Origin of the sequence: Sulfitobacter sp. LC.270.F.C4 (assembly GCF_032922545.1) — a bacterium.
GTDB classification, from domain to species: domain Bacteria; phylum Pseudomonadota; class Alphaproteobacteria; order Rhodobacterales; family Rhodobacteraceae; genus Sulfitobacter; species Sulfitobacter profundi.
The window spans coordinates 2,193,573-2,216,730 of sequence record NZ_CP136692.1; the positions used below are offsets into that span (position 1 = coordinate 2,193,573).

A 23,158-nucleotide genomic window follows, 5' to 3' on the forward strand; every position below is an offset into this window, starting at 1 on the left:
AGATCACCCTTCGGGCTCGCGGTAGACGCCCTGCTCTTTCAGCGCATCCGTTACTTCCTTGGGCATGTAAGTCTCGTCATGTTTGGCAAGGATTTCAGAGGCTTCGAAAGTCCCATCGATATAACGTCCGGTGCCGACCATGCCTTGGTTCTCTTCGAACAGATCAGGCAACACCCCGGTAAAGACGACCGGCACGGAGGCCCCACCATCGGTCACGGCAAAGCGAATCTGTTCGCCCTGTCCGCGTTTGAGTGACCCTTCTTCGACCAGACCGCCAATGCGGAACACCTCTGCCGGGCCGGGCGGCTCGGCGATGACTTGGCTCGGCGCGCGGAAATAGTTGATCCCGTCGCGCAGCGCATAGCCGATCAGAGTAGTCGACAGTACCAAGGCCACCGCCGCAACGGCAATGATCTGGATCCGGCGCTGTTTCTTGAGGCTCTTCATGGGAACAGCGGGGCCATCATCAGCCCCTCGGTTTCCGGCAAGCCGAGCATCAGGTTCGCGTTTTGCAACGCCTGACCGCTGGAGCCTTTGGTCAGATTATCGAGCGCCGCGACCACGGTCGCCCGCCCGGTCTGACGGTCGGCGACCACGCCGATATGGCAGAAGTTCGAGCCGCGCACATGCCGGGTGCTGGGCGCTTCGCCGAAGGGCAGCACCTCGATAAAGGGCTCATCTGCATAGGCGTTCTGCAGCGTCTCATAAATCGTCTGCGCGTCGCCTTTGACATAGCAGGTGGCCAAGATGCCGCGGTTTGCGGGCACCAAATGCGGGGTGAATTGCACCTGCACGGGCCGCCCGGCAATAGCCGAGAATTCCTGATCGAATTCACCCAGATGCCGGTGCGTGCTGCCAAGCGCATAGGCGTGATAGCCCTCGCTCAACTCCGCATGAAGCAGGTTTTCCTTGAGCGAGCGCCCCGCGCCCGAGACCGCGCATTTCAGGTCGAGAATGATGTCATCCAGATCAATCACACCCGCGGCGATCAGCGGGCGCAGGGCAAACTGCCCCGTCGCCGCGTTGCAGCCCGTGCCTGCCACCAACCGCGCGGCTGAAATCTCTTTGCGGTAGAACTCGGTAAGGCCGTAGACCGCCTCTTTCTGCTGCTCTAGGGCGGCGTGTTCATTGCCGTACCACGTGGCGTAATCCTCTGGGTTGCGCAGGCGGAAATCGGCAGAGAGGTCGACGATCTTCAGGTCTTTGGGCAGCGCCGCGATCACCTCTTGGCTGGTCTTATGCGGCAACGCGCAAAAGCACAGATCAATCTGCGAAAAGTCGATTTCTTCAATCGTGACCAATGTGGGCAGATCAAGATGGCGCAGATGCGGAAACACCTCGGCCATAGAGTGCCCCGCCTTGGAGTTCGCCCCCAAAGCTTTGATTTTCATTGAGGAATGGCCAGCGATCAGCCGGATGAGTTCTGCCCCGGTATAGCCGGAGGCGCCAAGAATGGCGATGTTCTGGGTCATGGTCTGTCCCCTTGTTCGGAACGAAATATAATTGGAGTTCAGGCGGCGGTGAATGTGATCTGTCGTCGCAGGAACTGCGTCGCACGGTCGCTCACCCGGGCGGGATCGCCGGTGGTGAGAAACGCCGCCTCGCCACTGCCCATCATATTGGGATGCCGCTCAAGATAATCCGCCAATGAATCCGCCACCAACTCGGCTTGGCTAAACACTTTGACTTGCCCGCCCAAGGCCGCCTGAAACGCCTCCTGCATCAGCGGGTAATGGGTGCAGCCCAAGATCGCCGCGTCGGGGTCGGGCATTTTACGTTTCAACGCATCGACATGGCTGCGCACCAGCGCTTCGGCGAGGATCATATCGCCCTCTTCGATGGCATCGACCACCCCACCGCAGGCCTGCGCTTCGACATCCACCCCGATGGCGCGGAAGGACAGTTCACGCTGAAAGGCGCGGCTTGCTACCGTCGCGGGCGTGGCGAAAAGCGCCACATGGTTCACCGCCACTTCGCGCGGCGGGGAGTTATCGCCCCATTGGCGTTCGGTCATCGCCTCGATCAGCGGCACAAAGACGCCCAACACCCGTTTCTCGCGCGGGATCCAGCCCTCTTGCATCCGGCGCAGCGCAGCGGCCGAGGCGGTGTTACAGGCAAGGATCACCAGATCGCACCCCGCATCAAACAGCCGCTGCACGGCGGCGCAGGTCAGCGCATAGATATCATCGGCATTGCGCACGCCGTAGGGCGCATGGGCGCTGTCAGCGAGATAGACAAAATCCACCTCCGGCAGCCGTTCTTGCACCTTGTTCCAGACGGTCAGCCCGCCCAGTCCCGAATCGAAAATACCAACTGCCATGGTCTGTCGTCACCTGTCGGCTCTATGCCGTTCCTCAAACTCGTAGCCAAGACCCTGATACTGGCCCGGCTTTGGTGACAACTCATAAGTGGCTTTGCGCAGGAAATCCATCATCGCTTTTGCGTCCCCCGCCAGCGGGTCAAGCATGGTGCGCGGAATCGGGTCGCCGATGGCCACGCGCACGGGGCTATCGACACGGGCGCGGAACTCTTTGATCAGCAGCCCCATTCGCAGATTGGCATGCAGGTGGCTGGCGATTTGGAACAGCCGGCTGGTGTGGCCGTCGAAATAGATCGGCACCACCGTGGCGTCAGACTTGGCGATCATCCGCGCGGTGAAACTGCGCCATCCGGGATCCATCGGTTGCGAAAAGGGCCGCGCGGCGGTGCTGACCGTGCCGCCCGGGAAGATGCCAATCGCACCGCCTTGGTCTAGATAGGTCAACGCGGTCCGGCGCGTGGCGAGGTTCAGCGCCAGCGCGGCGCGGTCTTCGGCAAAGCTGATCGGCAAAAGATGGTGTGCCAGATCCGGCGCTTGGCTGAACACCGCATTGGCCATGATCCGAAAGTCACCGCGCGTCCGGCTGAGGATATGGCCTAGCATCAGCCCGTCCAGAATGCCGTAGGGATGATTGGCGATCAGAATGACAGGGCCACGCTTTGGAATATCGGCCAAAGACCCGCGCATCACATCCAATGTCAAACCACAGCGCCGCACCATGGCATCAAAGAACCCCAGCCCCGCGGCCAGATCGTCTTCGTAGCCCTCGGCCCGTTTCAGTAAGGACACCCGCCCGGTGGTATTTTCCATCAATCGGATGAGCGCCCTCCCGCCCCGAGTTCGGGCGGAATGGGCATAGCTTATGTCACGGGCGTAGGTCACATCTGGGCCTCAGGATCGCACTGATGCTCTCCCTAGCCCAGAAATGTAACAGCCGTATTACTCCGCGGCCTTGGCCGTGGAGGTGCCGCCCGCGCGGATCACCGCCAGCAGTTCCTCGCGGCGCTTCTCGGCCTTGGCTTCATTGGCCTGTTTCACCGGACCGAAACCGCGGATTTGCAAGGGCAGTTCGGCCAGCGCCACGATGGCGCCGCGGGTCTGATCGGTCAGTTTGGGCAGCACTTCGGCCATGTCGGCCTCATACTGTTTGATCAACGCACGTTCCATCTTGCGCTCGGCGGTATAGCCAAAGGGGTCGAAAGGCGTGCCGCGCAGACCCTTGAACTTCGCCATAACCCGCAGCGGCCCTTCGAGCCATTGGCCGAATTCGCGCTTCTGGGGCCGACCGTTGGGCCCCATCTTGGACAAGAGCGGCGGCGCCATGTGGAAGGTCATGTTGAAATCGCCGTCGAACTGCGCCCGCGCCTTGTCACGGCTGGTGATCAACAGGCGGGCGACCTCGTATTCGTCCTTGTAGCTCAGGAGCTTATGATAGCCCATCGCCATCGCCGCCTTGACGTCACGGTCCTCAATACCGTCGAGCATCTTCGTGTAGCGCTTGGCCAGTCCCTTACCCTGATACTCGGTCAGGTGGTTCTCACGGAAGGCGATCTTCTCCCCCAGCGATTTGGGCAATTCCACCACGTTATCAGGCTGGCTTACCGCTTTGGCGTCTTCGGGATAGAGCACGGCCCAGCGGCCAATCTCAAACGCGCGCTTGTTGCGCTCTACCGCCGCGCCGTTCATCTCAATCGCCTGCATCAGGCTTTCGAACGAGAGGGGCAGAAGGCCGCGCTGCCATGCGGCGCCGAAGATCATCATGTTGGAAAAGATCGAATCTCCCAAACTCGCCTTGGCCAGATCCGAGGCATCAAACATCGCGACATCATCCTTCAAACGCGCTTCGAGCGCGAGGCTCAGCCGGTCATAGGGCATCTGAAACTCGGTATCGCGGGTGAAATCGCCGGTGATGATCTGGTGCGAGTTCACCACCGCACCGGTGCGCCCGGCGCGGGTCAGACCCAGTGTCTTATGGCCGGCGGAAACCACCAGATCGCCGCCGATCAGCGCATGCGCCTCGCCGGTGGCCACACGGATTGCGCTGATGTCTTCGGGACGCTCGGCCAGACGGCAGTGGATATGCACCGCACCGCCCTTCTGGGCGAGGCCCGCCATCTCCATCATGCCAGCCCCCTTGCCATCAAGTTGAGCCGCCTGCGCCAGCAGCGCGCCGATGGTGACGACCCCGGTGCCGCCCACACCGGTGATGACGACGTTATGGGTGCCGTCGATCTTGGGCAGGTCTGGCTGCGGCAGGTCGGGGATGGTCAGTTCGGTGGTCGGATCCTTGCGGATCTTGGCGCCTTCCAACGTCACGAAGGAGGGGCAGAACCCGTCAAGACAAGAGAAGTCTTTGTTGCACTGCGACTGGTCAATGGCGCGTTTGCGGCCCAGCTCGGTCTCGTTCGGGACCACGGCCACGCAGTTCGACTGCACACCGCAATCGCCGCAGCCTTCGCAAACGTCCTCGTTGATAAAGACACGCTTGTCGGGGTCCGGGAACAGTCCGCGCTTGCGGCGGCGGCGCTTCTCGGCGGCGCAGGTCTGGATATAGACGATGGCGCTGACGCCCTTGTGCTTACGGTAGGCCTTTTGCACATTCGGCATTTCGGCGCGTTCGTGGATCTCGACGCCCTTGAAGCGGGCAAGATCCACATCTTCCTTTTCGTCATAGACCACGGCGACATTCTTCACGCCCATCGCCTTCAGTTCCGCAACAATGCGGTAGGCATCCAGATCACCCTCATTGTGCTGACCGCCCGTCATCGCCACGGCGTCATTGTAGAGGATCTTGTAGGTGATGTTGGTTCCAGCGGCGAGCGCGGCCCGGATCGCCTGCACGCCCGAATGGTTGTAGGTGCCGTCGCCGAGGTTTTGGAACACATGCTCGGTCTTTGAGAAAGGCGCCTCCCCGATCCAGTTCGCACCCTCGCCGCCCATGTGGGTAAAGCCGGTGGTTTCGCGGTCCATCCACTGCACCATATAGTGACAGCCGATGCCCGCGTAGGCCCGCGAGCCTTCGGGCACCTTGGTCGAGGAGTTATGCGGGCAGCCCGCGCAGTAATACGGCAGTCGCGCGGCGATATCTTCGGCATTGTCCGACCGGCGTGCCTCGTTCAGCGCCTCAAGCCCCGCGCGGATCCCATCGGTCTCGCGGCCCTCTTCCAACAGAATGCCGCCGATCTTTTCGGCGATCAGAATAGGGTCGAGCGCGCCACGGGTCGGGAACAACTCTTCGCCATGCTCCATGCCCGCGCCACCTTTGTGCCACCCATAGACGCGGCGGTGGGTATCGTTGAACAGCGCTTCCTTGATCTGCACTTCGATCAGCTTGCGCTTTTCTTCGACCACGACCACCAGATCAAGCCCGTCGGCCCATTCGTGGAACCCCTGCATGTCAAGCGGGAAGGTCTGACCGATCTTATAAGTGGTGATGCCTAGCCGCTCGGCTTCGTTCTCATCGATGTTCAGCAGGCTCAGCGCGTGTACCAGATCGAGCCAGTTCTTGCCCGCGGCGGCAAAGCCGATCTTGGCCCCGCGCTTGCCCCAGACGCGCTTGTCCATCTTGTTGGCATGAGAGAACGCCTCGGCGGCGAAGCGCTTGTAGTCAATCATCCGCGCTTCTTGCAGATGCGGGGTGTCGCCCAGACGGATACTCAGCCCGCCATCGGGCATGTCGAACTCAGGGATCACCAGCTTCATCCGGTTCGGATCGCCGTTGACGACGCTCGTCGCCTCCACGGTGTCCTTCATCGTCTTCAGGCCCACCCAAAGGCCCGAAAACCGGCTGAGCGCCCAGCCGTAGATGCCATAATCAAGAATTTCCTGTACACCAGCGGGCGAGACCACCGGCATATAGGCATCCACCATCGCCCATTCCGACTGGTGCAACACGGTGGAGGATTCGCCGGTATGGTCATCCCCCATCGCCATCAACACACCACCATGAGGCGAAGTGCCCGCCATATTCGCATGGCGCATCACATCGCCGGTGCGGTCCACCCCCGGGCCTTTGCCGTACCATAGGCCATAGACGCCATCATATTTCCCCTCGCCGCGCAGTTCCGCCTGCTGGCTGCCCCAAAGCATCGTCGCCGCGAGGTCTTCGTTCAGCCCCGGCTCAAAGCGCACGTTATGCTCGGCGAGTTTCTTCTCTGAACGCTGCATTTGCAGGTCGACCCCGCCCAGCGGACTGCCCCGGTAGCCGGTCACATAGCCTGCGGTGTTCAGCCCCGCCGCACGGTCGCGGGCGGATTGCATCATCATCAGCCGAACCAGCGCCTGCGTGCCGTTCAGCAGCACCGGGCTTTTCTCAAGGTCGAAACGATCGTTCAGTGAAATCTTTTGCGTTGTCATGGCGGGCCCTCCCTAGCACGTCAGTCTTGCATGATTGCCTCCTATATAGGTCACAGCTGCTGACCTGTATAGCAGTTATTCCGCAACGGCAGCCCTGAAGGGGACGGTTTGTGCTGTTTTCTCCCGGCTATTAAGGTAGGAGAAAGGCTGGGCAAGGAAAGTACGGGCCATGGATTGGGACAAACTCAGAATTTTTCACGCCGTGGCCGATGCCGGGTCGCTGACCCATGCAGGCGACAAGCTTAACCTGTCGCAATCTGCCGTCAGTCGGCAAATTCGCGGGCTTGAGGAACAGCTTAATACCAACCTCTTCCACCGCCACGCGCGCGGACTGATCCTGACCGAACAGGGCGAGCTTTTGTTCGACGCCACCTCGGCCATGGCCAAGCGTCTTGACGCCGCCGCCGCGCGCATTCGCGACAGTGAGGAAGAAGTCTTTGGCGAATTGCGCGTGACCACCACCACCGGTTTCGGCACCCTCTGGCTCGCCCCGCGGCTGCCCAAACTTTATGAGCAATATCCCGACCTTAAGGTCGACCTGATGCTCGAAGAGCGCGTGCTCGACCTGCCGATGCGCGAGGCCGACGTGGCGATCCGCATGAAAGAACCAAGTCAGGCCGATCTGGTCCGCAAACGGCTGATGACCGTGCGGATGGGGCTCTACGCCAGCCCCGAATATCTGGAAAAACACGGCACGCCAGAGCGGATGGAAGACATGACCAACCACCGGTTGATCTGTCAGAACACCGACAGCGATCAAGTCGGCGCCGGGCTGCAACTGGTCAAAGAGCTGATGATGTATGACCTGCGTTCGCTCTTGACGGTGAACAACTACTTCGGCGTGTTGCAAGGCGTGGTGCATCACCTTGGCCTCGGCGTGCTCCCCAACTACCTGATCCAAGACTTCCCGCATATCGTGCAGGTGATGCCCGATATCGAATCCGCCGAAGTGCCGGTCTACCTCGCCTATCCCGAAGAGCTTCGCCAATCCAAACGCGTCGCGGCCTTCAAGGATTTTGTGCAGGAAGAGATCATAACCTACCGCAAACAATGGCGCGAACGGGTCGAAGGCGACAACTGAACCGCAGCCCTGCCGCAAGCCATGCAATAAGCGCATATCGGCCATGATGACTTGCGATGTTAAATAGCCTTGATTTGAACAGCCCTGCCTCCTATTTCACCATTATGAAGATTGACAGCCTGAGGGCGCGTCGCTTCATACCTCCCTGTTGGACTTGGCCGAGCTTTTAGCTCGGCCTTTTTTTTGGCCTATCGCCTTCTTTCAGCCCACAGGCTGCCAAAGCCACTTCCCCCCCGGCATTTCCCCTTGTATGAGGGCGCAAACGCGCCAGCCGGGGAATTTCCATGCAAGATCCAGCCATCACGCCCGACCTCATCGCCAGCCACGGGTTCACGCCCGAGGAATACACCGAGGTCGTCAACATCCTCGGGCGCGAGCCGAACTACACCGAGATGGGCATTTTCTCAGCAATGTGGAACGAGCATTGCTCTTATAAGTCTTCCAAGAAATGGCTGCGCACCCTGCCCACCGACGGCCCCCAAGTCATCTGCGGCCCCGGCGAAAACGCAGGCGTGGTCGATATCGGCGATGGCCAAGCGCTGGTCTTCAAGATGGAAAGCCACAACCACCCCTCCTACATCGAGCCCTACCAAGGTGCCGCGACCGGCGTGGGCGGCATTCTGCGCGATGTCTTCACCATGGGCGCGCGCCCGATTGCTGCGATGAACGCGCTCAGCTTTGGCCGCCCTGATCACCCCAAGACCCGCCAACTTGTACATGGCGTCGTCGAAGGCGTCGGTGGCTATGGCAACTGTTTCGGCGTGCCGACCGTCGGCGGCGAAGTGCGGTTCGACACAGCCTATGATGGCAACTGCCTCGTCAACGCCTTTGCGGCGGGCCTCGCGGATGCCGACAAAATCTTCTATTCCGCCGCATCCGGCGTCGGCATGCCGGTGGTCTACCTCGGTGCAAAAACTGGCCGCGACGGCGTCGGCGGCGCGACCATGGCCTCCGCCGAATTCGACGACACCATCGAAGAGAAACGCCCCACCGTCCAGGTCGGCGACCCCTTCACAGAAAAGCGCCTGATGGAAGCCACGCTTGAGCTGATGGCAACCGGCGCCGTGATCTCGATCCAAGACATGGGCGCTGCGGGCCTGACCTGCTCTGCCGTGGAAATGGGGGACAAAGGCGGCCTTGGCGTGCGTCTCGACCTTGAAAAAGTGCCGACGCGCGAACCGCATATGACGGCCTATGAAATGATGCTCAGCGAAAGCCAAGAGCGGATGCTCATGGTCCTGCGCCCCGAACTTGAGGCCGAAGCCAAAGCCGTCTTCGACAAATGGGACCTCGATTTCGCCATCGTCGGTGAAACACTCCCCGAGGACCGCTTCCTCATCTGCCTCAATGGCGAGGTCAAAGCCGACCTGCCGCTGTCGAAACTCGCCTCCACCGCGCCGGAATATGACCGTCCTTGGGTCGAAACCCCTGCCGCCGCCGCTTTGTCCGACGCGCCAACCATCGACCCCATCGACGGTCTCCGCGCCCTCATAGGCTCCGTGAACCACGCCTCCAAAGCGTGGGTCTATGAGCAATACGACACGATGGTCATGGGCGACACCGTCCGTCTGCCCGGCCTTGGCGCTGGCATCGTGCGGGTCCATGGCACCGACAAGGCGCTGGCCTTCACCTCCGACGTGACCCCGCGCTACGTCAAAGCCAACCCAACCGAGGGCGGCAAACAGGCCGTGGCCGAAGCCTATCGCAACCTCTGTGCGGTCGGTGCCAAACCACTGGCGACAACCGACAACCTCAACTTCGGCAACCCCGAAAAGCCCGAAATCATGGGCCAGTTCGTCGGCGCGATCAAAGGCATCGGCGAAGCCGTGGGCGCGCTCGATATGCCGATCGTGTCGGGCAACGTATCGCTTTATAACGAGACTGACGGCAAAGGCATCCTGCCCACGCCCACCATCGGCGCGGTCGGCCTGATCGACAATGTCGAGCAGATCATCTGCAACCAGCTGTGCGAGGGGCATGTGGCCCTCTTGATCGGCAGCGCGGGCAGCCACCTCGGCCAATCCGCCCTGCTCGCCGAAGCCTTCGGCCGGGCCGAGGGCGATGCGCCCCATGTCGACCTCGTGGCCGAACGCCGCCACGGGGAATTCATCCGCGCCCAGTCAGGCCAAATCTCCGCCTGCACCGACCTCGGCGATGGCGGCCTCGCCCTCGCCGCCTTCGAGCTGGCCGAGACCGCAGGTATCGGCATCGAGATCGAGAGCGATGACACAGCCACCCTCTTTGGCGAAGATCAGGCCCGCTACCTTGTGGCCTGTACCGCCGAGGCCGCTGAGGCCCTGATCGCCGCAGGCAAAGAGGCCGGTGTGCCCGTGGCCCAAGTCGGCGCATTCGGCGGCGAGAAGATCAGCTTCGGCGCGGCCTCTGCACTGCTGGCAGATCTGCGCGCCACTTACCGCAGCACCTTTGCGCAAGCCTTCGCCTGAACCTCTGGTTTCGGAGCCGCCCTTGCTTGAGACCAAACGGTCGCGCGCAGGGCGGCGGGGCAAGCTAAATCGCCGAGGGGCCCCTTCAGGGGATACGGCTATTTCGCTTGAGCCGACGACAGGCGGGTGACAGGCCGGGATCAATCAAGGGGGGTTCCGAAACCTTCTGGTTTTGGAGAGACCCGCAGCCGGCTCCCTCGGCCTCGCGCCTAGCCTTCCGCGTTCAACCCCGCCAACATCCGCGCCTTTTCACCCGGATCATCGGGGCACGAGATCGCCTCGGCCAAGGCCTCCAACGACGCAATGGAATGCCCCGCGCGAAAACTATCGACATGGGGCAACATCGCGCGAATGCCCGCCGCTTTGGGCGCAAACCCGTCCCACCTCAAAAGCGGATTTAGCCAGATCACCCGCCGCGCGGTCAAATGCAGCCGCTGCATTTGCCGCGCCAGTTCCGCCGGATCGTCCCGGTCCAACCCGTCGGTGATCAGCAAGACCACCGCGCCCTGTCCCATGACCCGCCGCGACCAGTCGCGGTTGAACGCTGCCAGCGCGGCCCCAATGCGCGTCCCCCCCTCCCAGTCCTGCGCCTGCGCGCCCGCCGCTGCCAGCGCCGCATCCACATCGCGGGTCGCAAGATGCCGGGTGATATTGGTCAGCCGCGTGCCAAAGGTGAACCCGTGCACCTGTGCCCAGCCCGCGCCCTTGCTGTTGGCCACCGCGTGCAGGAAATGCAGGATCACCCGACTGTATTGGCTCATTGAGCCTGAGATATCACAGAGCACCACAAGGTTGGGATAGCGCGCGCGCGGAGTCATCCGGTAGAGCCGTTCCATCTCTCCCCCGCGCCGCAGCGCCGCTTTCATCGTGCGTGCCACATCAATCCGCCCCTGTGCCGCTGCCACATTCCGGCGGCTCGGCATCGGCGGCACCGGGAGTTCCAGCTTGGCCAACATCCGCTTCGCCTGCGCCATCTCGGCGAGGCTCATCTGTTCGAAATCCAGCGTCCGGAGCCGCTCGCGGGCCGACATCGTGAGGCTCGCATCGACTTCAATGAGGGTCTCTTCCGGCTCGGGCCGCTCTTCTCGTTCCGGCGCTTCGGCCCCGTCCAGCAGGGCTTCTGCCGCGCGTTTCTCTGCCGGGGTTGCGGGGCGGTCCTCTTGCACACTGCGGATGGCGGGCAGCATCGCGGCCATCATATGTTCCAGATAGCGCGGATCGCGCCAATAAAGCCGGAATATCTGCGCAAAAACCCGCGCCTGTTCAGGGCGGTTCACGAAACAAGCGTGCAGCGTCCAATAGAAATCACGGCGGCTGGTGAACCCCACGGCGACGACAGCCTCCACCGCCTCCACCACGCGCCCCGGCCCGATGGACAGCCCCGCCCGCCGCAGGGCGCGGGCGAAATGAGTGATATTCCCCGCCAGCTTCGGGTCGTCCGGCAGGTCGAGGGGGGTCTGCTCAGCCATCCTGCTTAGGCGGGCACCAGCGACGCGCGGGCCTGTTCGAGAATGCGCGCGGCCTCGGACCCTTGCAGCTTGGCGATGTCGTCTTGGTATTTCAGCACCGCCCCCAACGTATCGGCGATGACCTCGGGGCTTAGGGTCGTTACATCCAAGGCCAGCAAACATTTCGCCCAATCGATGGTCTCTGCCACACCGGGTTTTTTGAACAGATCCTCCGTCCGCAATTGCTGAACAAAAGCCACCACCTCGCGGCTGAGCGCCTCTGCCGCCTCGGGCGCGCGGGCCGAAAGGATCGCCATCTCACGCGCCACATCCGGGTAATCGACCCAATGGTAAAGGCAACGCCGCTTCAGCGCGTCATGCACCTCCCGCGTGCGGTTGGAGGTCAGGATCACGATCGGCGGCTCCGGCGCACGGATCGTGCCAAGCTCGGGGATCGTCACCTGAAAATCACTCAGCGCTTCTAACAAAAACGCCTCAAAAGGCGCGTCGGTGCGGTCCAACTCGTCGATGAGCAGCACCGGCGCGCCGTTCTCATCGGGGCGCAGCGCCTGCAAAAGCGGGCGTTCGATCAGGTAGTCGTCGCTGAACAACTCTTGGGTCAGCGCGCGCCGATCCGCGCCACCGCCCGCCTCCGCCGTGCGGATCGCCACCATCTGGGCGGGGAAATTCCATTCATAAACCGCGCTCGACGCATCAAGCCCTTCGTAGCATTGCAACCGGATCAACCGCCGCCCCAACCCGGCGGCCAGCGCCTTGGCTATCTCGGTCTTGCCGACACCCGCCTCGCCTTCCAGAAACAAAGGCCGCCCCAGCGTAAGGCTGAGGAAAACCACAACCCCAAGCGCGCGGTCGCAAACATAGCCCTCAGCGCTCAGCATCTCTTGGACCGCGTCGATCGTATCAATGTTTTTCATGGCCCCAGTGGTGCATTCCCGCCCCGCCCCGTCAAGGGGCCTGACAGGGCGCGGGCAGATTGACGTGATTTCCCCGCGCTGGCATAGTCTCAAGCAATAATCGACGGTCACCGAGAACAACGGGGCCACAGGGGCGGATATGGGACAGAGCATTTTCATCGCGATCCGGCGCGGCGGGGTCTGACATGCGCATCACCGCTGTCACCTGCGTCAAGAACGAAGGCCCGTTTCTGCTGGAATGGATTGCCTTCAATCGGGTGATCGGGGTCACGGATTTCCTATTCTATTCAAATGATTGCACCGATGGAACCGACCGCCTGCTGGGCGCGCTTGACGGGCACGGTATCGTCACCCATCTGCCCAACCCGGCCAGCAATCGAAACTACCAAATGCAGGCGCTGAAGGATGCCCGGCGCCAACCCGTCGTCACGCAGGCCGATTGGGTCTGGGTCGCGGATGTGGACGAGTTTCTAAACATCCATGTGGGCGACCACCGCCTGCCCGCGCTGATCACAGCCTGCGGCGATCCGCAGGCAATCTCGCTGCATTTCCAGTTCTTCGCCAATGGCGGGATCGAGGAGTTCGTCGACGAACCGATCATCGCGCAATTCACCCGCAGCCATAACCCCGACATCTGGTGCGCCGATACGGCGATTGAGGTTAAATCATTGGTCCGGCAAGATTTCCCCTTGGGCTATTACGGGGCGCACCGCCCTTTTCATGATGACAGCAAAGTTCAACCCCATTGGACGGACGGCGCAGGCAGGCAGGTGCCCGCGCCGTTTCGGACTGCCGCCAACAAGCGCCGCATCCGCGCCTTTCCCGCCCGCGGCGCGCGGCGTTTTGCGACCCTGAACCACTACGCGCTGCGCTCGCTCGACAGCTATCTGGTCAAGAATGATCGGGGTGACGTGAACCGCGAACACCGCGCCTTTGACGACACCTATTGGCGCGACCGCAATGATGCAGCTTGGGAGGATCGCACGATCCAGCGTTACCTGCCCGCCCTGCGCGCCGAGATGGACCGCCTCACAGCGCTGCCCGGCATCGCTGAACTTCATGCCAATGCCGTGGCCGCGCACCGCGCCCGCCGCGATGCCCTGCTGGCCGATCCGGCCTACCGCGCGATGCAGGCACAACTCCGCGAGGCCAGCCCCTACTCCGCCGCCGAAGCGCAGGTCCGTGCCGAGATTGGACTGAAATGACCGGCCCACGGATCATCAACCTTGGCCTGCCCAAGACCGGCACCACCACGCTCACCGATGCGCTGCGCCACGCGGGGCTTAGGGTCGCCGATTGGCGCATCCGCAAAGGGCAAAGCGCTCTGCCTGACATTACCGGAGAGCATGTCGGCCGGATCATCTATGCCGATTATTTTGCCAGCGGCGACCCGCTGGCGCGGCTGCAAGAATTCGACGCAATCAATGAGATGAGCGCCGTGCGCCATGACCGCAGCCTTTGGCCGCAGACCGATTGGGGGCTGCTGAGCGCCATTCAGCAGCACCACCCCGACATCAAGTTTTTGCTGTCGCACCGCGATCCGGCAAAGACGGCGAACAGCATGATGCGCTGGAACAATCTGGGCCGCCGCCGCCTGCCACAGGCCGACGTGCCGGGCCTGCCCCGCGGGTTTGGCCGCAGCGAGGCCGAGCTTGCCAAATGGGTTGAGGGGCATTTCACCTTTTGCCGCCGAGTCTTTGCCAGCTATGCCAACTTTCTGGAATTCGACATCGAAGACCCCGGCGCCCGCGACAAGATCGCCGCCCACCTCGGCATCGACCTGCCATGGTGGGGCCAAAGCAACACCGGCAAAGAAGTGGCCGAGTGATGCGCCTCACCCTGTTCATCGGCCCGACCGAAAAAGCCGCCGCGCGACTGCGCAATATCTTGCAGCAGGGAAAGGGCGCGCTGTTGAAACAAGGGGTTTTGGCCCCCGATTGGAACCACGTCCGCCTCTATGCCGCCTGCGCCGCGCCTGATGCGGTTGGACTGCTGCGCTATCGACGCGGGCTCGACAGTGCTTTGATCGGCGCCACGCTGCGTGATGAATTTCACGCGCTGATCCCTCGTGACTTGGCCGAGAGCCGCGCCGATCATGTGGTGCTGAGCGCGGCACAACTGGGCAACCTGCTGTCGCGCCCCGAGGAGCTTGCCCGCCTGCGCGATCTGCTCTGCCCCTATTTCGACGACATTCGCATTATCGCGCATCTTGATGAACAGGCCCGACTTCTCACCGCGCATTATACCTTTGCCGTGACCGAAGGCCGCCGCCATTCGCTGACACAGGAACTCACCTTGGCGGAGCGTGGCAGGTGGTGGCAAGGCGCGCTCGAACCTGCTGAGGATGCCCCCGACTTTGGCCTATTCTCAGATGTACAAAACCCGCCCTTCTGGCTGGATTATCAGGCCCTTCACAGTCATTGGGCAGACGCCTTTGGGGCCGAAAAGGTCCAATTCCGTCCGCTCGACCTGCCGCAACTCCTGTCCAAAAACGGGGCGCGGGAAGTTTCCGATAGCCTTGACCTGACCACGCTCCTCGGTCCGGTTGATTCGGGCCGCGCGCTTGCCCCTCTGCCCGCGCCTTGGCTGGCCCGAATGCGCGCGTTTAACGATGTACTGATCCGCTATCTGCAAGCGCATGACCTCTCCTGCCCGCGCAGCACATGGAGCCAGATGTTGCAGGCGCTGCAGATCGGTGGCGCAGCGATTGCGCCCGGCAGTCTCGCCCCGATCTCCGACCATTTCGCCCGCGACAACGCAGCCCTCATCACCCGATATCCCGCGCTGGCTGCGGCGCTCACCCCCGACAGGCCAGAACCCCTTTGGACCGAAGCAGACCCCGAACGCGGCTTTCGCGCCACGCAGTACCTCGCCGCTTTCGCCCACCGCATCCGAACAACCGCGACCCCACTGGCGCAGAAACGCGCTGAGGCTGAGATGGCGCGCCAGTCGGCCGCGAAATTCGAGGCGATGCTATCGGACCCCGCCGCCTCAGAAGACGCCCGCGCGGCCAATGCCCAGCTTTTGAACCGGGTAAAGGTCAACCACGAAACGATCCTTCGCAGCCCCTTCCGCCCGCATAACGACGCGGCGTCCGAGGGCGCAGACCAGCCCGCGCCCGCCTATACCACCGTCCCGCCGCGCCAATTACCGCCCGGCAACAGCGGCAATGTCATCGTCGGCTGCATGAAGAACGAGGCCCCCTATATCCTTGAATGGGTCGCCTATCACCGCGCCGTGGGATTTGATAACTTCCTGATCTACACCAACGATTGCACCGATGGCACCGATGCCGTGCTCGGGCGGTTGCAAGACATGGGCATCCTCCACCACCGCAACAACGACGACTGGAAGGGCAATTCGCCCCAGCAGCATGCCCTGAACCAAGCGCTGAAAGAGCCGCTGATCCGGGACGCGGAATGGATCGCGCATATCGATGTTGACGAATTCGTGAACATCCGCACAGGCAACGGCACGCTCAACGATTTTTTCGCCGCAGCGCCCGAGGCGACCAATATCGCGATGACTTGGCGGCTCTTTGGCCATAACGGCGTGACGGCCCTGTCGGGCGCGCCGGTGATCGGCCAGTTCGACCACTGCGCACCCAGCTTTTGCCCGAAACCCCATACCGCATGGGGGTTCAAGACAATGTTCCGCAACATCGGCGCCTATGAAAAACTCTCCTGCCACCGGCCCAACAAATTGGACGACGCGCAGGCGGAACGGGTCAAATGGGTCAACGGCTCGGGCCGCGACATGACGCGCGATGCGCTGCGCAACGGGTGGCGGTCTTCCAAAAGCAACATCGGCTATGACCTGCTGCAATTGAACCACTACGCTCTGCGCTCAGCCAACTCCTTTCTTGTCAAACGCCAGCGCGGGCGCGCGCTGCATGTCGACCGCTCCATCGGTATCAACTACTGGATCCGCATGGATTGGAACGACCACCAAGATGTCTCAATCCAGCGCAACCTGCCGCGTCTGCATGCCGAGATGGCCCGCCTGCTGGCCGACGACCCGCTTCGCGCGCATCACGAAGCGGGCCTTGCCTGGCACCGCGCCAAGGCAGAAGAGCTGCACCAAACGCCAGAGTTCCGCGATCTGTACCGCCAAGCGCTTAACGTCAAGTTAAGCGCGACCGAGCGTGTCGCCTATGCCCTCGCTCTCGACATGGAAAGCTGACCCGTGACAGACACCAAGCCTGAGCCGAATTTCATCCACTCGCGCGGCATGAAATTCCCCGACGATCCAACGATCCTGCGCGGGCGGGTCCGCAAACTGCTGCGCCAAAACGCCTATGAGGCAAAAGAAAGCGAGGCCGCGCTGCGCGTGGTCCGGGAGGGCGACCGGGTGATCGAACTGGGTGGCGGCGTGGGCTATATGTCGACGCTGGTGGCCAGCAAACGCAACGTGGCTTCGGTTCATTCATTTGAGGCGAACCCGAACCTTATCCCCTATATCCGCCGGGTCCATGCGGCCAACGGGCTGAGCAATGCCCATGTCACCAACGCCATCCTCGGCCCTGCGCCGGGCAAGGTTGATTTCCACGTACGCGGACAAATCCTGTCCTCCTCCATGACCCGTTTCGAAGGCGAAGCCCCGCCCGAGACCCATCAAATCGACGTGCTGGGCGCCGCTGAGGTTTTCGCCGACCTCGCCCCCAGCGTGCTGATCTGCGACATTGAAGGCGCTGAAGTTGACCTGATCCCGTCGCTGCCGCTCGACACTCTGCGCGCCGCCATCATCGAGTTGCACCCACAATGGATCGGCCCCGAGGGGGTCAACAAGGTCTTTGCCGCTTTCATGCAGGCGGGCATGGCCTATTACCACCGGGGCTCGCATAACAAAGTCGTGGCCTTCCGCCGTGAATGGTAAAGTCTCCCACCTCGCGATCCTTTGTGTGCGCAACGAAAGCGCGTTCTTGCTGGAATGGCTTGCCCATCACCGCGCCATCGGCTTCGATCATGTGCTGGTTTTTTCCAACGATTGCGACGACGGCACCGATGACATGCTTGACCGGCTGCAAGCGCTTGGCGGTGTCACCCACATCCGCAACGACGGCCCCTATGAGAAAGGCGGCATCCAGTTCACCGCGCTGAAGGCCGCTGCCGAACTAAAGATCGTGCAGCAGGCCGATTGGATCCTGCCGCTCGATGTCGATGAATTTGTAAACATCCATGTCGGCGATCACAGCCTCTCCGCGCTGCACGCCGCCCTGCCCGAAGCCACGGCGATCACCCTCACATGGCGGCTTTTCGGCAGTGGCGATCAGGTCCGCTACGAAGACCGCCCGGTGACCGAAGGCTTTACCCGCTGCGCCCCTGCGGTGATGCACTGGCCATGGCGGGCTGCCATGTTCAAAACCCTCTACCGCAACGATGGCACCTATGCGCAGCCGGGCGTGCACCGCCCCCGTGGCCCCAACCCCGCACGGCTGGACCAATCCCGCTGGTTTGACGGCCATGGCCGCGCCCTGCCCGATCTCTTCAAGACGCGGCGCATTTTTTCAACCTACGGTCGGCAGAACTATGGGCTGGCCCAGATCAATCACTACCCCTTGGGCGCGATGGAATCCTATGTGCTCAAAGCCGACCGCGGCCGCGCGGTGCACCGCGCAGACATGCTGGGGCTGGACTATTGGGTTGAGCGGAATTTCAACACCGAAACCGACACAACCATCAACGCCAGCGCCCCGGCGCGGGCCCGCGAACTTGCCGCCCTCAAGGCCGACGCACCCCTCACCGCCCTGCACGAAACGGCCGTCGCTTGGCGTCGCACCCGGTTCGACGCGCTAATGGCCCAAGAGCCATTCCGCGCCCTATTCGGACGCCTGCTGATGGCCCCGCCAAGCCGCCCGGTCACCGCCAAAGCGGCGCGTATCATGCTGGAATATGCGAGGCGCGCCCAAGCCGCCGAGCCATCCCAATAGCGCACAGCCACCACACCGCCCCCGGAAAACCGTCACATTCTCTTCAATTTCTCACGGATTTTCCGCATTTTCGCCCTATTATCCGGCTATACCCTGCTGAAACGGCGGTTCTGCCCCGCCCTGACAAGCCCGAGGATGCCCGATGCCGCGCGAGACGCCCACGATCGAAAGCTCACTGGCCGATATGCCCAAACGCGACTGGCTGCGCGCAATAGAGGCCGTGGCCGAAGAGGATGGCTATTTCCAGTCCTTGGGCAAACGTCATTTCTCTGCCTTCATTGAGCGTGAGACCACCCTGCTGGTCACGTTTGAGACCTATCAAGGCATGCACGCTCTTTCCGACAAGGCGCAGCCCTTGGGCTGGGACATGGTCCGCAATCACGACTGGTCGCATCTCTGCCTTGCCAGCGATGGCGACACATGGTTCCGCGCCGAAGAGGTCTATGCCTATTTCGACAGGCTGATCGACGACGGGTTCTTTGATGAATTCGATCAGGTGCTGTTCTACGGCGCTGGCCCCTGCGCCTATGCCGCCGCCGCCTACTCCGTCGCCTCCCCCGGTGCAGCGGTTGTGGCGATCCAACCACAGGCCACACTTAACCCGCGCATCACCGATTGGGACGACCGCTTCACCGATATGCGCATCCTCGATTTCACTTCCCGCTATGGCTATGCGCCCGATATGCTTGACGCCGCAGAACGGGTCTTTGTGCTCTACGACCCGCGAGAAAAACTCGACGCGATGCATGCCGCGCTCTTTACCCGCGCCAATGTCACCAAACTGCGCATGCCCTTCATGGGCGATGCGCTGCAAACCGACCTGCTGGAGATCGACCAGCTTGACCCGCTGCTGCAGGCCGCCGCCGACGGCACGCTGGACGCGGCCCGTTTCGCCGCCCTCTACCGCGCACGACGCGACTATCTGCCCTACCTGCGCAACCTCAGCCAAGCGGTCAACGCCCAAGGGCGCGAGAGACTGCTCGAAGCGGTCTGTGCCAATGTCAGCGCGCGGATGAGCGCCCCACGCTTTGCTCGCCGCCTTGAACGCATTCGCGCCCGCCGAGAAGCCGCCGTGACAGAGGTGGCGACCGCCACCGGATAGGTTTTCAATCTGGCGCGCGCCCCCGCTCTGTGCTAGCCCCGCGGCCATGACACAAAGCTTCACGATCCGCCGTCCCGACGACTGGCACTTGCACCTGCGCGACGGCGACATGCTGCGCGCCGTGCTGCCCCATAGCGCCCGCGACTTTGCCCGCGCCATCATCATGCCAAATCTCGTGCCCCCGGTGGTCACCGGCGCCCAAGCCGCCGCCTACCGCGACCGCATCATGGCCGCCCTGCCTGAGGATGCCGATTTCACCCCGCTGATGACTCTCTACCTGACCAAGGACACGGACCCTGACGACGTGGCCCGCGCCCATGCCGATGGCCTCATCCACGCGGTCAAACTCTACCCCGCCGGCGCCACCACCAACTCCGCCAGCGGCGTGTCCAACTTCGACAAAGTCGCCCCGGTGCTCGACCGTATGGCCGAGATTGGCCTGCCCCTTTGCACCCACGGCGAAGTCACCGACAGCGAGATCGACATATTCGACCGCGAGGCCGTCTTCATCGACCGCGTGCTCGACCCAATTCGCCGCGCGCATCCTGCGCTGCGCGTGATCATGGAACATATCACCACCGCCGATGCCGCCGACTACGTGCGCAGCAACGACAGCGGCCTTGCGGCCACGATCACCACGCATCACCTCGTGATCAACCGCAACCACATCCTCGCTGGCGGCATCCGCCCGCATTACTACTGCCTGCCCGTGGCCAAACGCGAGACCCACCGCCTCGCCCTGCGCCAAGCGGCCACCTCTGGCGATCCGCGCTTCTTCCTCGGCACCGACAGCGCGCCCCATACCGATGGCGCCAAGCTGCAACCCTGCGGCTGCGCCGGCTGCTTCACCGCGCCCAACACAATGTCGATCCTCGCACAGGTTTTCGAAGAGGACGGCGCCCTCGACAAGCTCGAAGCCTTCACCTCGCTCAACGGCCCCGCCTTCTATGGCCTGCCGCCAAACGAGAACTCGCATCACCCTGCGCCACGAAACACCGAAACACCCCACCAGCATCGACACCCCCGACGGCCCGGTCACGGTCTTCGACCCCGGCTTCGATCTGCACTGGACCACCTAATCTTCATCCTTTCTTAAATACCGATCCGACCTCTCCCCAGCCAAGGACGCCTGCCATGATCCCCACCAGCCACCCCAGCCCCGAAGAAATGGCCCGCCTCACCGCGCGCATGTTGCTGGAGATCGGCGCGGTGCATTTCAACGCGGATGAACCCTTCACACTGGCCTCGGGCCTGCCGTCCCCGACCTATATCGACTGCCGCAAGCTGATCTCCCACCCGCGCATCCGGTCGACGCTGATGGACTTCCTCACCGTCACCGTGATGCGCAACGCGGGGTTTGAGGCTTTCGACAATATCGCCGGTGGCGAGACCGCAGGCATCCCCTTCGCCGCTATGGTGGCTGAGCGCATGGCGCTGCCGATGACCTATGTGCGCAAAAAGCCCAAAGGCTATGGCCGCAACGCGCGGATCGAAGGTGACATGACCGAAGGCCAACGCGTGCTGCTGGTCGAGGATCTGACCACCGATGGTGGCTCAAAGCTCAGCTTTGTCGACGCGATTCGGGAAACCGGCGCAAGCTGCGCCCATACCGCCGTGATCTTCCACTACGGCATTTTCCCACAAACCGAAAAGACCCTTGGTGACCATGGCGTTACGCTTCATGCGCTGTGCACATGGTGGGATGTCTTGGCCGAAGCGCGCGCACAAGGCGCCTTTGACGCGGCAACATTGACCGAAGTCGAAGCCTTCCTGAACGCCCCGCGCGAATGGCAGGAATCCCGCAAAAGTTAACCGAATTTCCGCAAGATGTTGACCCAAGGCCCCTCCACAAGGCAAAATGTGGTGGGGCCTTTTGTTGATAAAGATATCCACAAAAGATACAATTTGCGCCGGACGACCCCACTGGCTATGACGACCATCTGGGTAGAAATGGGTGAGGTCATGAACGAAATTACATCGCTGAACGCGAACCAATTGGCCGTGCAGGCACCGGAATCGATGCCGCATTCGATCGAGGCCGAGCAGCAGTTGCTGGGTGCGATCCTCACCAACAACGACGTTTATGACCGCGTGGCCTCAGTCATTGGCCCCAAGCATTTCTACGAGCCGGTCCACGCGCGCATCTTCGACATCGCCTCCCAGCGGATCGCCAAGAACAACCTCGCCTCTCCGGTCACGCTCAAAGCCTTTATGGAGGACGACGAGGGGCTGAAGGAGCTGGGCGGCCCTGCCTATCTCGCCCGTCTCGCGGGTGCTGCGATCAGCGCTTTTGCGGTGCGCGACTACGCGCAGATGATCTATGACCTCGCCGTGCGCCGCGACCTGATCCAGCTGGGCCGCGACATTTCGGCCAAGGCCGCGCAGGTCGATGTCGCCTCCGAGCCGCGCGAGCAGATCGTCGAGGCCGAGCAAGAACTCTACAAGCTGGCCGAACAGGGTCAGGTCGAAAGCGGTTTCCAGTCTTTCCTCAAGGCCGTGACAGATGCGGTCAACGTGGCTAACGCCGCCTACCAGCGTGACGGCGGCCTCTCAGGCGTCTCCACCGGGCTGATCGACATGGACAAGAAACTGGGCGGTCTGCACCGCTCTGACCTTCTGATCCTTGCGGGCCGTCCATCGATGGGGAAAACCTCGCTTGCGACCAACATCGCCTTCAACGTGGCCAAAGCCTACAAACGCGGGATGAAGCCCGACGGCACCGAAGGCGCGGTCGACGGCGGCGTGGTGGGTTTCTACAGCCTTGAGATGAGCGCCGAACAGCTTGCCGCGCGGATCCTGTCGGAAGCCGCCGAGATCCCCAGCCAACAGATCCGTTCGGGCGACATGACCGAGACAGAGTTCCGCCGCTTCGTCGATGCCGCCAAAGCACTGGAAGCCTGCCCGCTGTTCATCGACGACACGCCCGCCCTGCCGATCAGCCAGCTTGCCGCCCGCGCGCGGCGGCTCAAACGGACCCACGGGCTTGATGTACTAATCATCGACTACCTGCAGCTGGTCCGCGGCACCGGCAAATCGGAAAACCGGGTGAACGAAATCTCGGAAATCACCATGGGTCTCAAGGCCATCGCCAAGGAACTCGACATTCCGGTGATCGCGCTTTCGCAGCTTTCGCGTCAGGTGGAAAGCCGCGACGATAAACGCCCGCAGCTGTCGGACCTGCGTGAATCGGGCTCGATCGAGCAGGACGCCGATGTGGTGATGTTCGTCTACCGCGAGGAATACTACAAAGAACGCGAAAAACCGGGCGATCATGAGCTCGACAAAATGGCGGTCTGGCAAGAAGAGATGGAGCGCCTGCACGGCCGCGCCGAGGTAGTCATCGGCAAGCAGCGTCACGGGCCGATCGGCACGGTGGACCTCAGCTTTGAGGGCCGGTTTACCCGTTTTGGCAACCTTGTGCAGCCTTGGCAGCAGGGTGGCGGCGACGAACAGGAATTTTGATCCCCCACGGCTGAAGGCCACCGCTCTTTGCGGGCAGTGACCCTCAGCCCATCGCCCCCATCCCCATCGAATTCAAAGTCC

The 23,158-nt window shown here is 62.4% G+C and carries 17 protein-coding genes and 1 pseudogene; 11 read left to right on the forward strand and 7 right to left on the reverse strand.

Features of this window, described 5'->3' with window-relative positions; translation table 11 throughout:
- Positions 1-3 precede the first annotated feature (3 nt).
- The 5 genes from ccmE to R1T45_RS14665 are packed head-to-tail and all read right to left on the reverse strand — an operon-like array spanning position 4 to position 6,676.
- Positions 4-447 carry a cytochrome c maturation protein CcmE gene (gene ccmE, locus R1T45_RS14645; protein ID WP_067937768.1) on the reverse strand — a complete coding sequence of 148 codons (444 nt, stop codon included), beginning with the start codon at positions 445-447 and terminating at the stop codon, positions 4-6.
- The gene (argC, locus tag R1T45_RS14650; RefSeq protein WP_317389436.1) at positions 444-1,472 is read right to left on the reverse strand and encodes an N-acetyl-gamma-glutamyl-phosphate reductase; all 1,029 of its coding nucleotides are present in this window, start codon (positions 1,470-1,472) and stop codon (positions 444-446) included. The genes ccmE and argC overlap by 4 nt, the downstream gene beginning before the upstream one ends.
- A 38-nt stretch (positions 1,473-1,510) precedes the next feature.
- On the reverse strand, positions 1,511-2,320 hold the full coding sequence (locus R1T45_RS14655) for a glutamate racemase (protein ID WP_120350934.1): 810 nt from the start codon (positions 2,318-2,320) through the stop codon (positions 1,511-1,513).
- A 9-nt stretch (positions 2,321-2,329) separates the two neighbouring features.
- On the reverse strand, positions 2,330-3,202 hold the full coding sequence (locus tag R1T45_RS14660) for a lysophospholipid acyltransferase family protein (protein WP_317389437.1): 873 nt from the start codon (positions 3,200-3,202) through the stop codon (positions 2,330-2,332).
- Between the two features lie 57 nt (positions 3,203-3,259).
- Positions 3,260-6,676: an indolepyruvate ferredoxin oxidoreductase family protein gene (locus R1T45_RS14665; RefSeq protein WP_317389438.1), complete on the reverse strand. Its 3,417-nt coding sequence runs from the start codon at positions 6,674-6,676 to the stop codon at positions 3,260-3,262.
- Positions 6,677-6,845: 169 nt separating this feature from the next.
- On the opposite strand from R1T45_RS14665, the gene R1T45_RS14670 reads away from it, so the two are divergent.
- Both R1T45_RS14670 and purL read left to right on the forward strand, forming a co-directional pair.
- Positions 6,846-7,757 (forward strand): LysR family transcriptional regulator, encoded by a 912-nt coding sequence (locus R1T45_RS14670; protein ID WP_120350931.1) that lies wholly within the window; start codon positions 6,846-6,848, stop codon positions 7,755-7,757.
- Between the two features lie 284 nt (positions 7,758-8,041).
- Positions 8,042-10,201, forward strand: coding sequence for a phosphoribosylformylglycinamidine synthase subunit PurL (gene purL, locus R1T45_RS14675; RefSeq protein ID WP_120350930.1), 2,160 nt, complete (start codon positions 8,042-8,044; stop codon positions 10,199-10,201).
- Between the two features lie 209 nt (positions 10,202-10,410).
- Here the strand turns inward: purL and R1T45_RS14680 are convergent, their stop codons facing one another.
- A complete protein-coding gene (locus tag R1T45_RS14680) occupies positions 10,411-11,670 on the reverse strand; it encodes a VWA domain-containing protein (RefSeq protein WP_317389439.1) in 1,260 nt (419 codons plus the stop codon).
- Between the two features lie 5 nt (positions 11,671-11,675).
- A complete protein-coding gene (locus R1T45_RS14685) occupies positions 11,676-12,584 on the reverse strand; it encodes an AAA family ATPase (RefSeq protein ID WP_067629100.1) in 909 nt (302 codons plus the stop codon).
- A 185-nt stretch (positions 12,585-12,769) separates the two neighbouring features.
- On the opposite strand from R1T45_RS14685, the gene R1T45_RS14690 reads away from it, so the two are divergent.
- The 9 genes and pseudogenes from R1T45_RS14690 to R1T45_RS14730 all read left to right on the forward strand — a co-directional run bounded on the left by R1T45_RS14690 (position 12,770) and on the right by R1T45_RS14730 (position 23,077).
- Positions 12,770-13,789, forward strand: a complete 1,020-nt coding sequence (locus R1T45_RS14690) for a glycosyltransferase family 2 protein (RefSeq protein ID WP_317389440.1) — start codon at positions 12,770-12,772, stop codon at positions 13,787-13,789.
- Positions 13,786-14,412, forward strand: a complete 627-nt coding sequence (locus R1T45_RS14695; protein ID WP_317389441.1) for a sulfotransferase — start codon at positions 13,786-13,788, stop codon at positions 14,410-14,412. The genes R1T45_RS14690 and R1T45_RS14695 overlap by 4 nt, the downstream gene beginning before the upstream one ends.
- A complete protein-coding gene (locus R1T45_RS14700) occupies positions 14,412-16,766 on the forward strand; it encodes a glycosyltransferase family 2 protein (protein WP_317391101.1) in 2,355 nt (784 codons plus the stop codon). The genes R1T45_RS14695 and R1T45_RS14700 overlap by 1 nt, the downstream gene beginning before the upstream one ends.
- A 3-nt stretch (positions 16,767-16,769) precedes the next feature.
- Positions 16,770-17,459 carry an FkbM family methyltransferase gene (locus R1T45_RS14705; protein ID WP_317389442.1) on the forward strand — a complete coding sequence of 230 codons (690 nt, stop codon included), beginning with the start codon at positions 16,770-16,772 and terminating at the stop codon, positions 17,457-17,459.
- Entirely contained in the window at positions 17,449-18,513 is a 1,065-nt protein-coding gene (locus R1T45_RS14710) for a glycosyltransferase family 2 protein (protein ID WP_317389443.1), read from the forward strand. The genes R1T45_RS14705 and R1T45_RS14710 overlap by 11 nt, the downstream gene beginning before the upstream one ends.
- Before the next feature lie 142 nt (positions 18,514-18,655).
- Complete coding sequence (locus tag R1T45_RS14715) at positions 18,656-19,615, forward strand: phosphoadenosine phosphosulfate reductase (protein WP_317389444.1); 960 nt, start codon at positions 18,656-18,658, stop codon at positions 19,613-19,615.
- A gap of 46 nt (positions 19,616-19,661) precedes the next feature.
- Positions 19,662-20,694, forward strand: a pseudogene (pyrC, locus tag R1T45_RS14720) (dihydroorotase).
- 55 nt (positions 20,695-20,749) lie between these two features.
- Entirely contained in the window at positions 20,750-21,427 is a 678-nt protein-coding gene (locus tag R1T45_RS14725) for an orotate phosphoribosyltransferase (RefSeq protein WP_132443518.1), read from the forward strand.
- 150 nt (positions 21,428-21,577) lie between these two features.
- Positions 21,578-23,077 (forward strand): replicative DNA helicase, encoded by a 1,500-nt coding sequence (locus tag R1T45_RS14730; RefSeq protein WP_067629172.1) that lies wholly within the window; start codon positions 21,578-21,580, stop codon positions 23,075-23,077.
- Positions 23,078-23,158 lie beyond the last annotated feature (81 nt).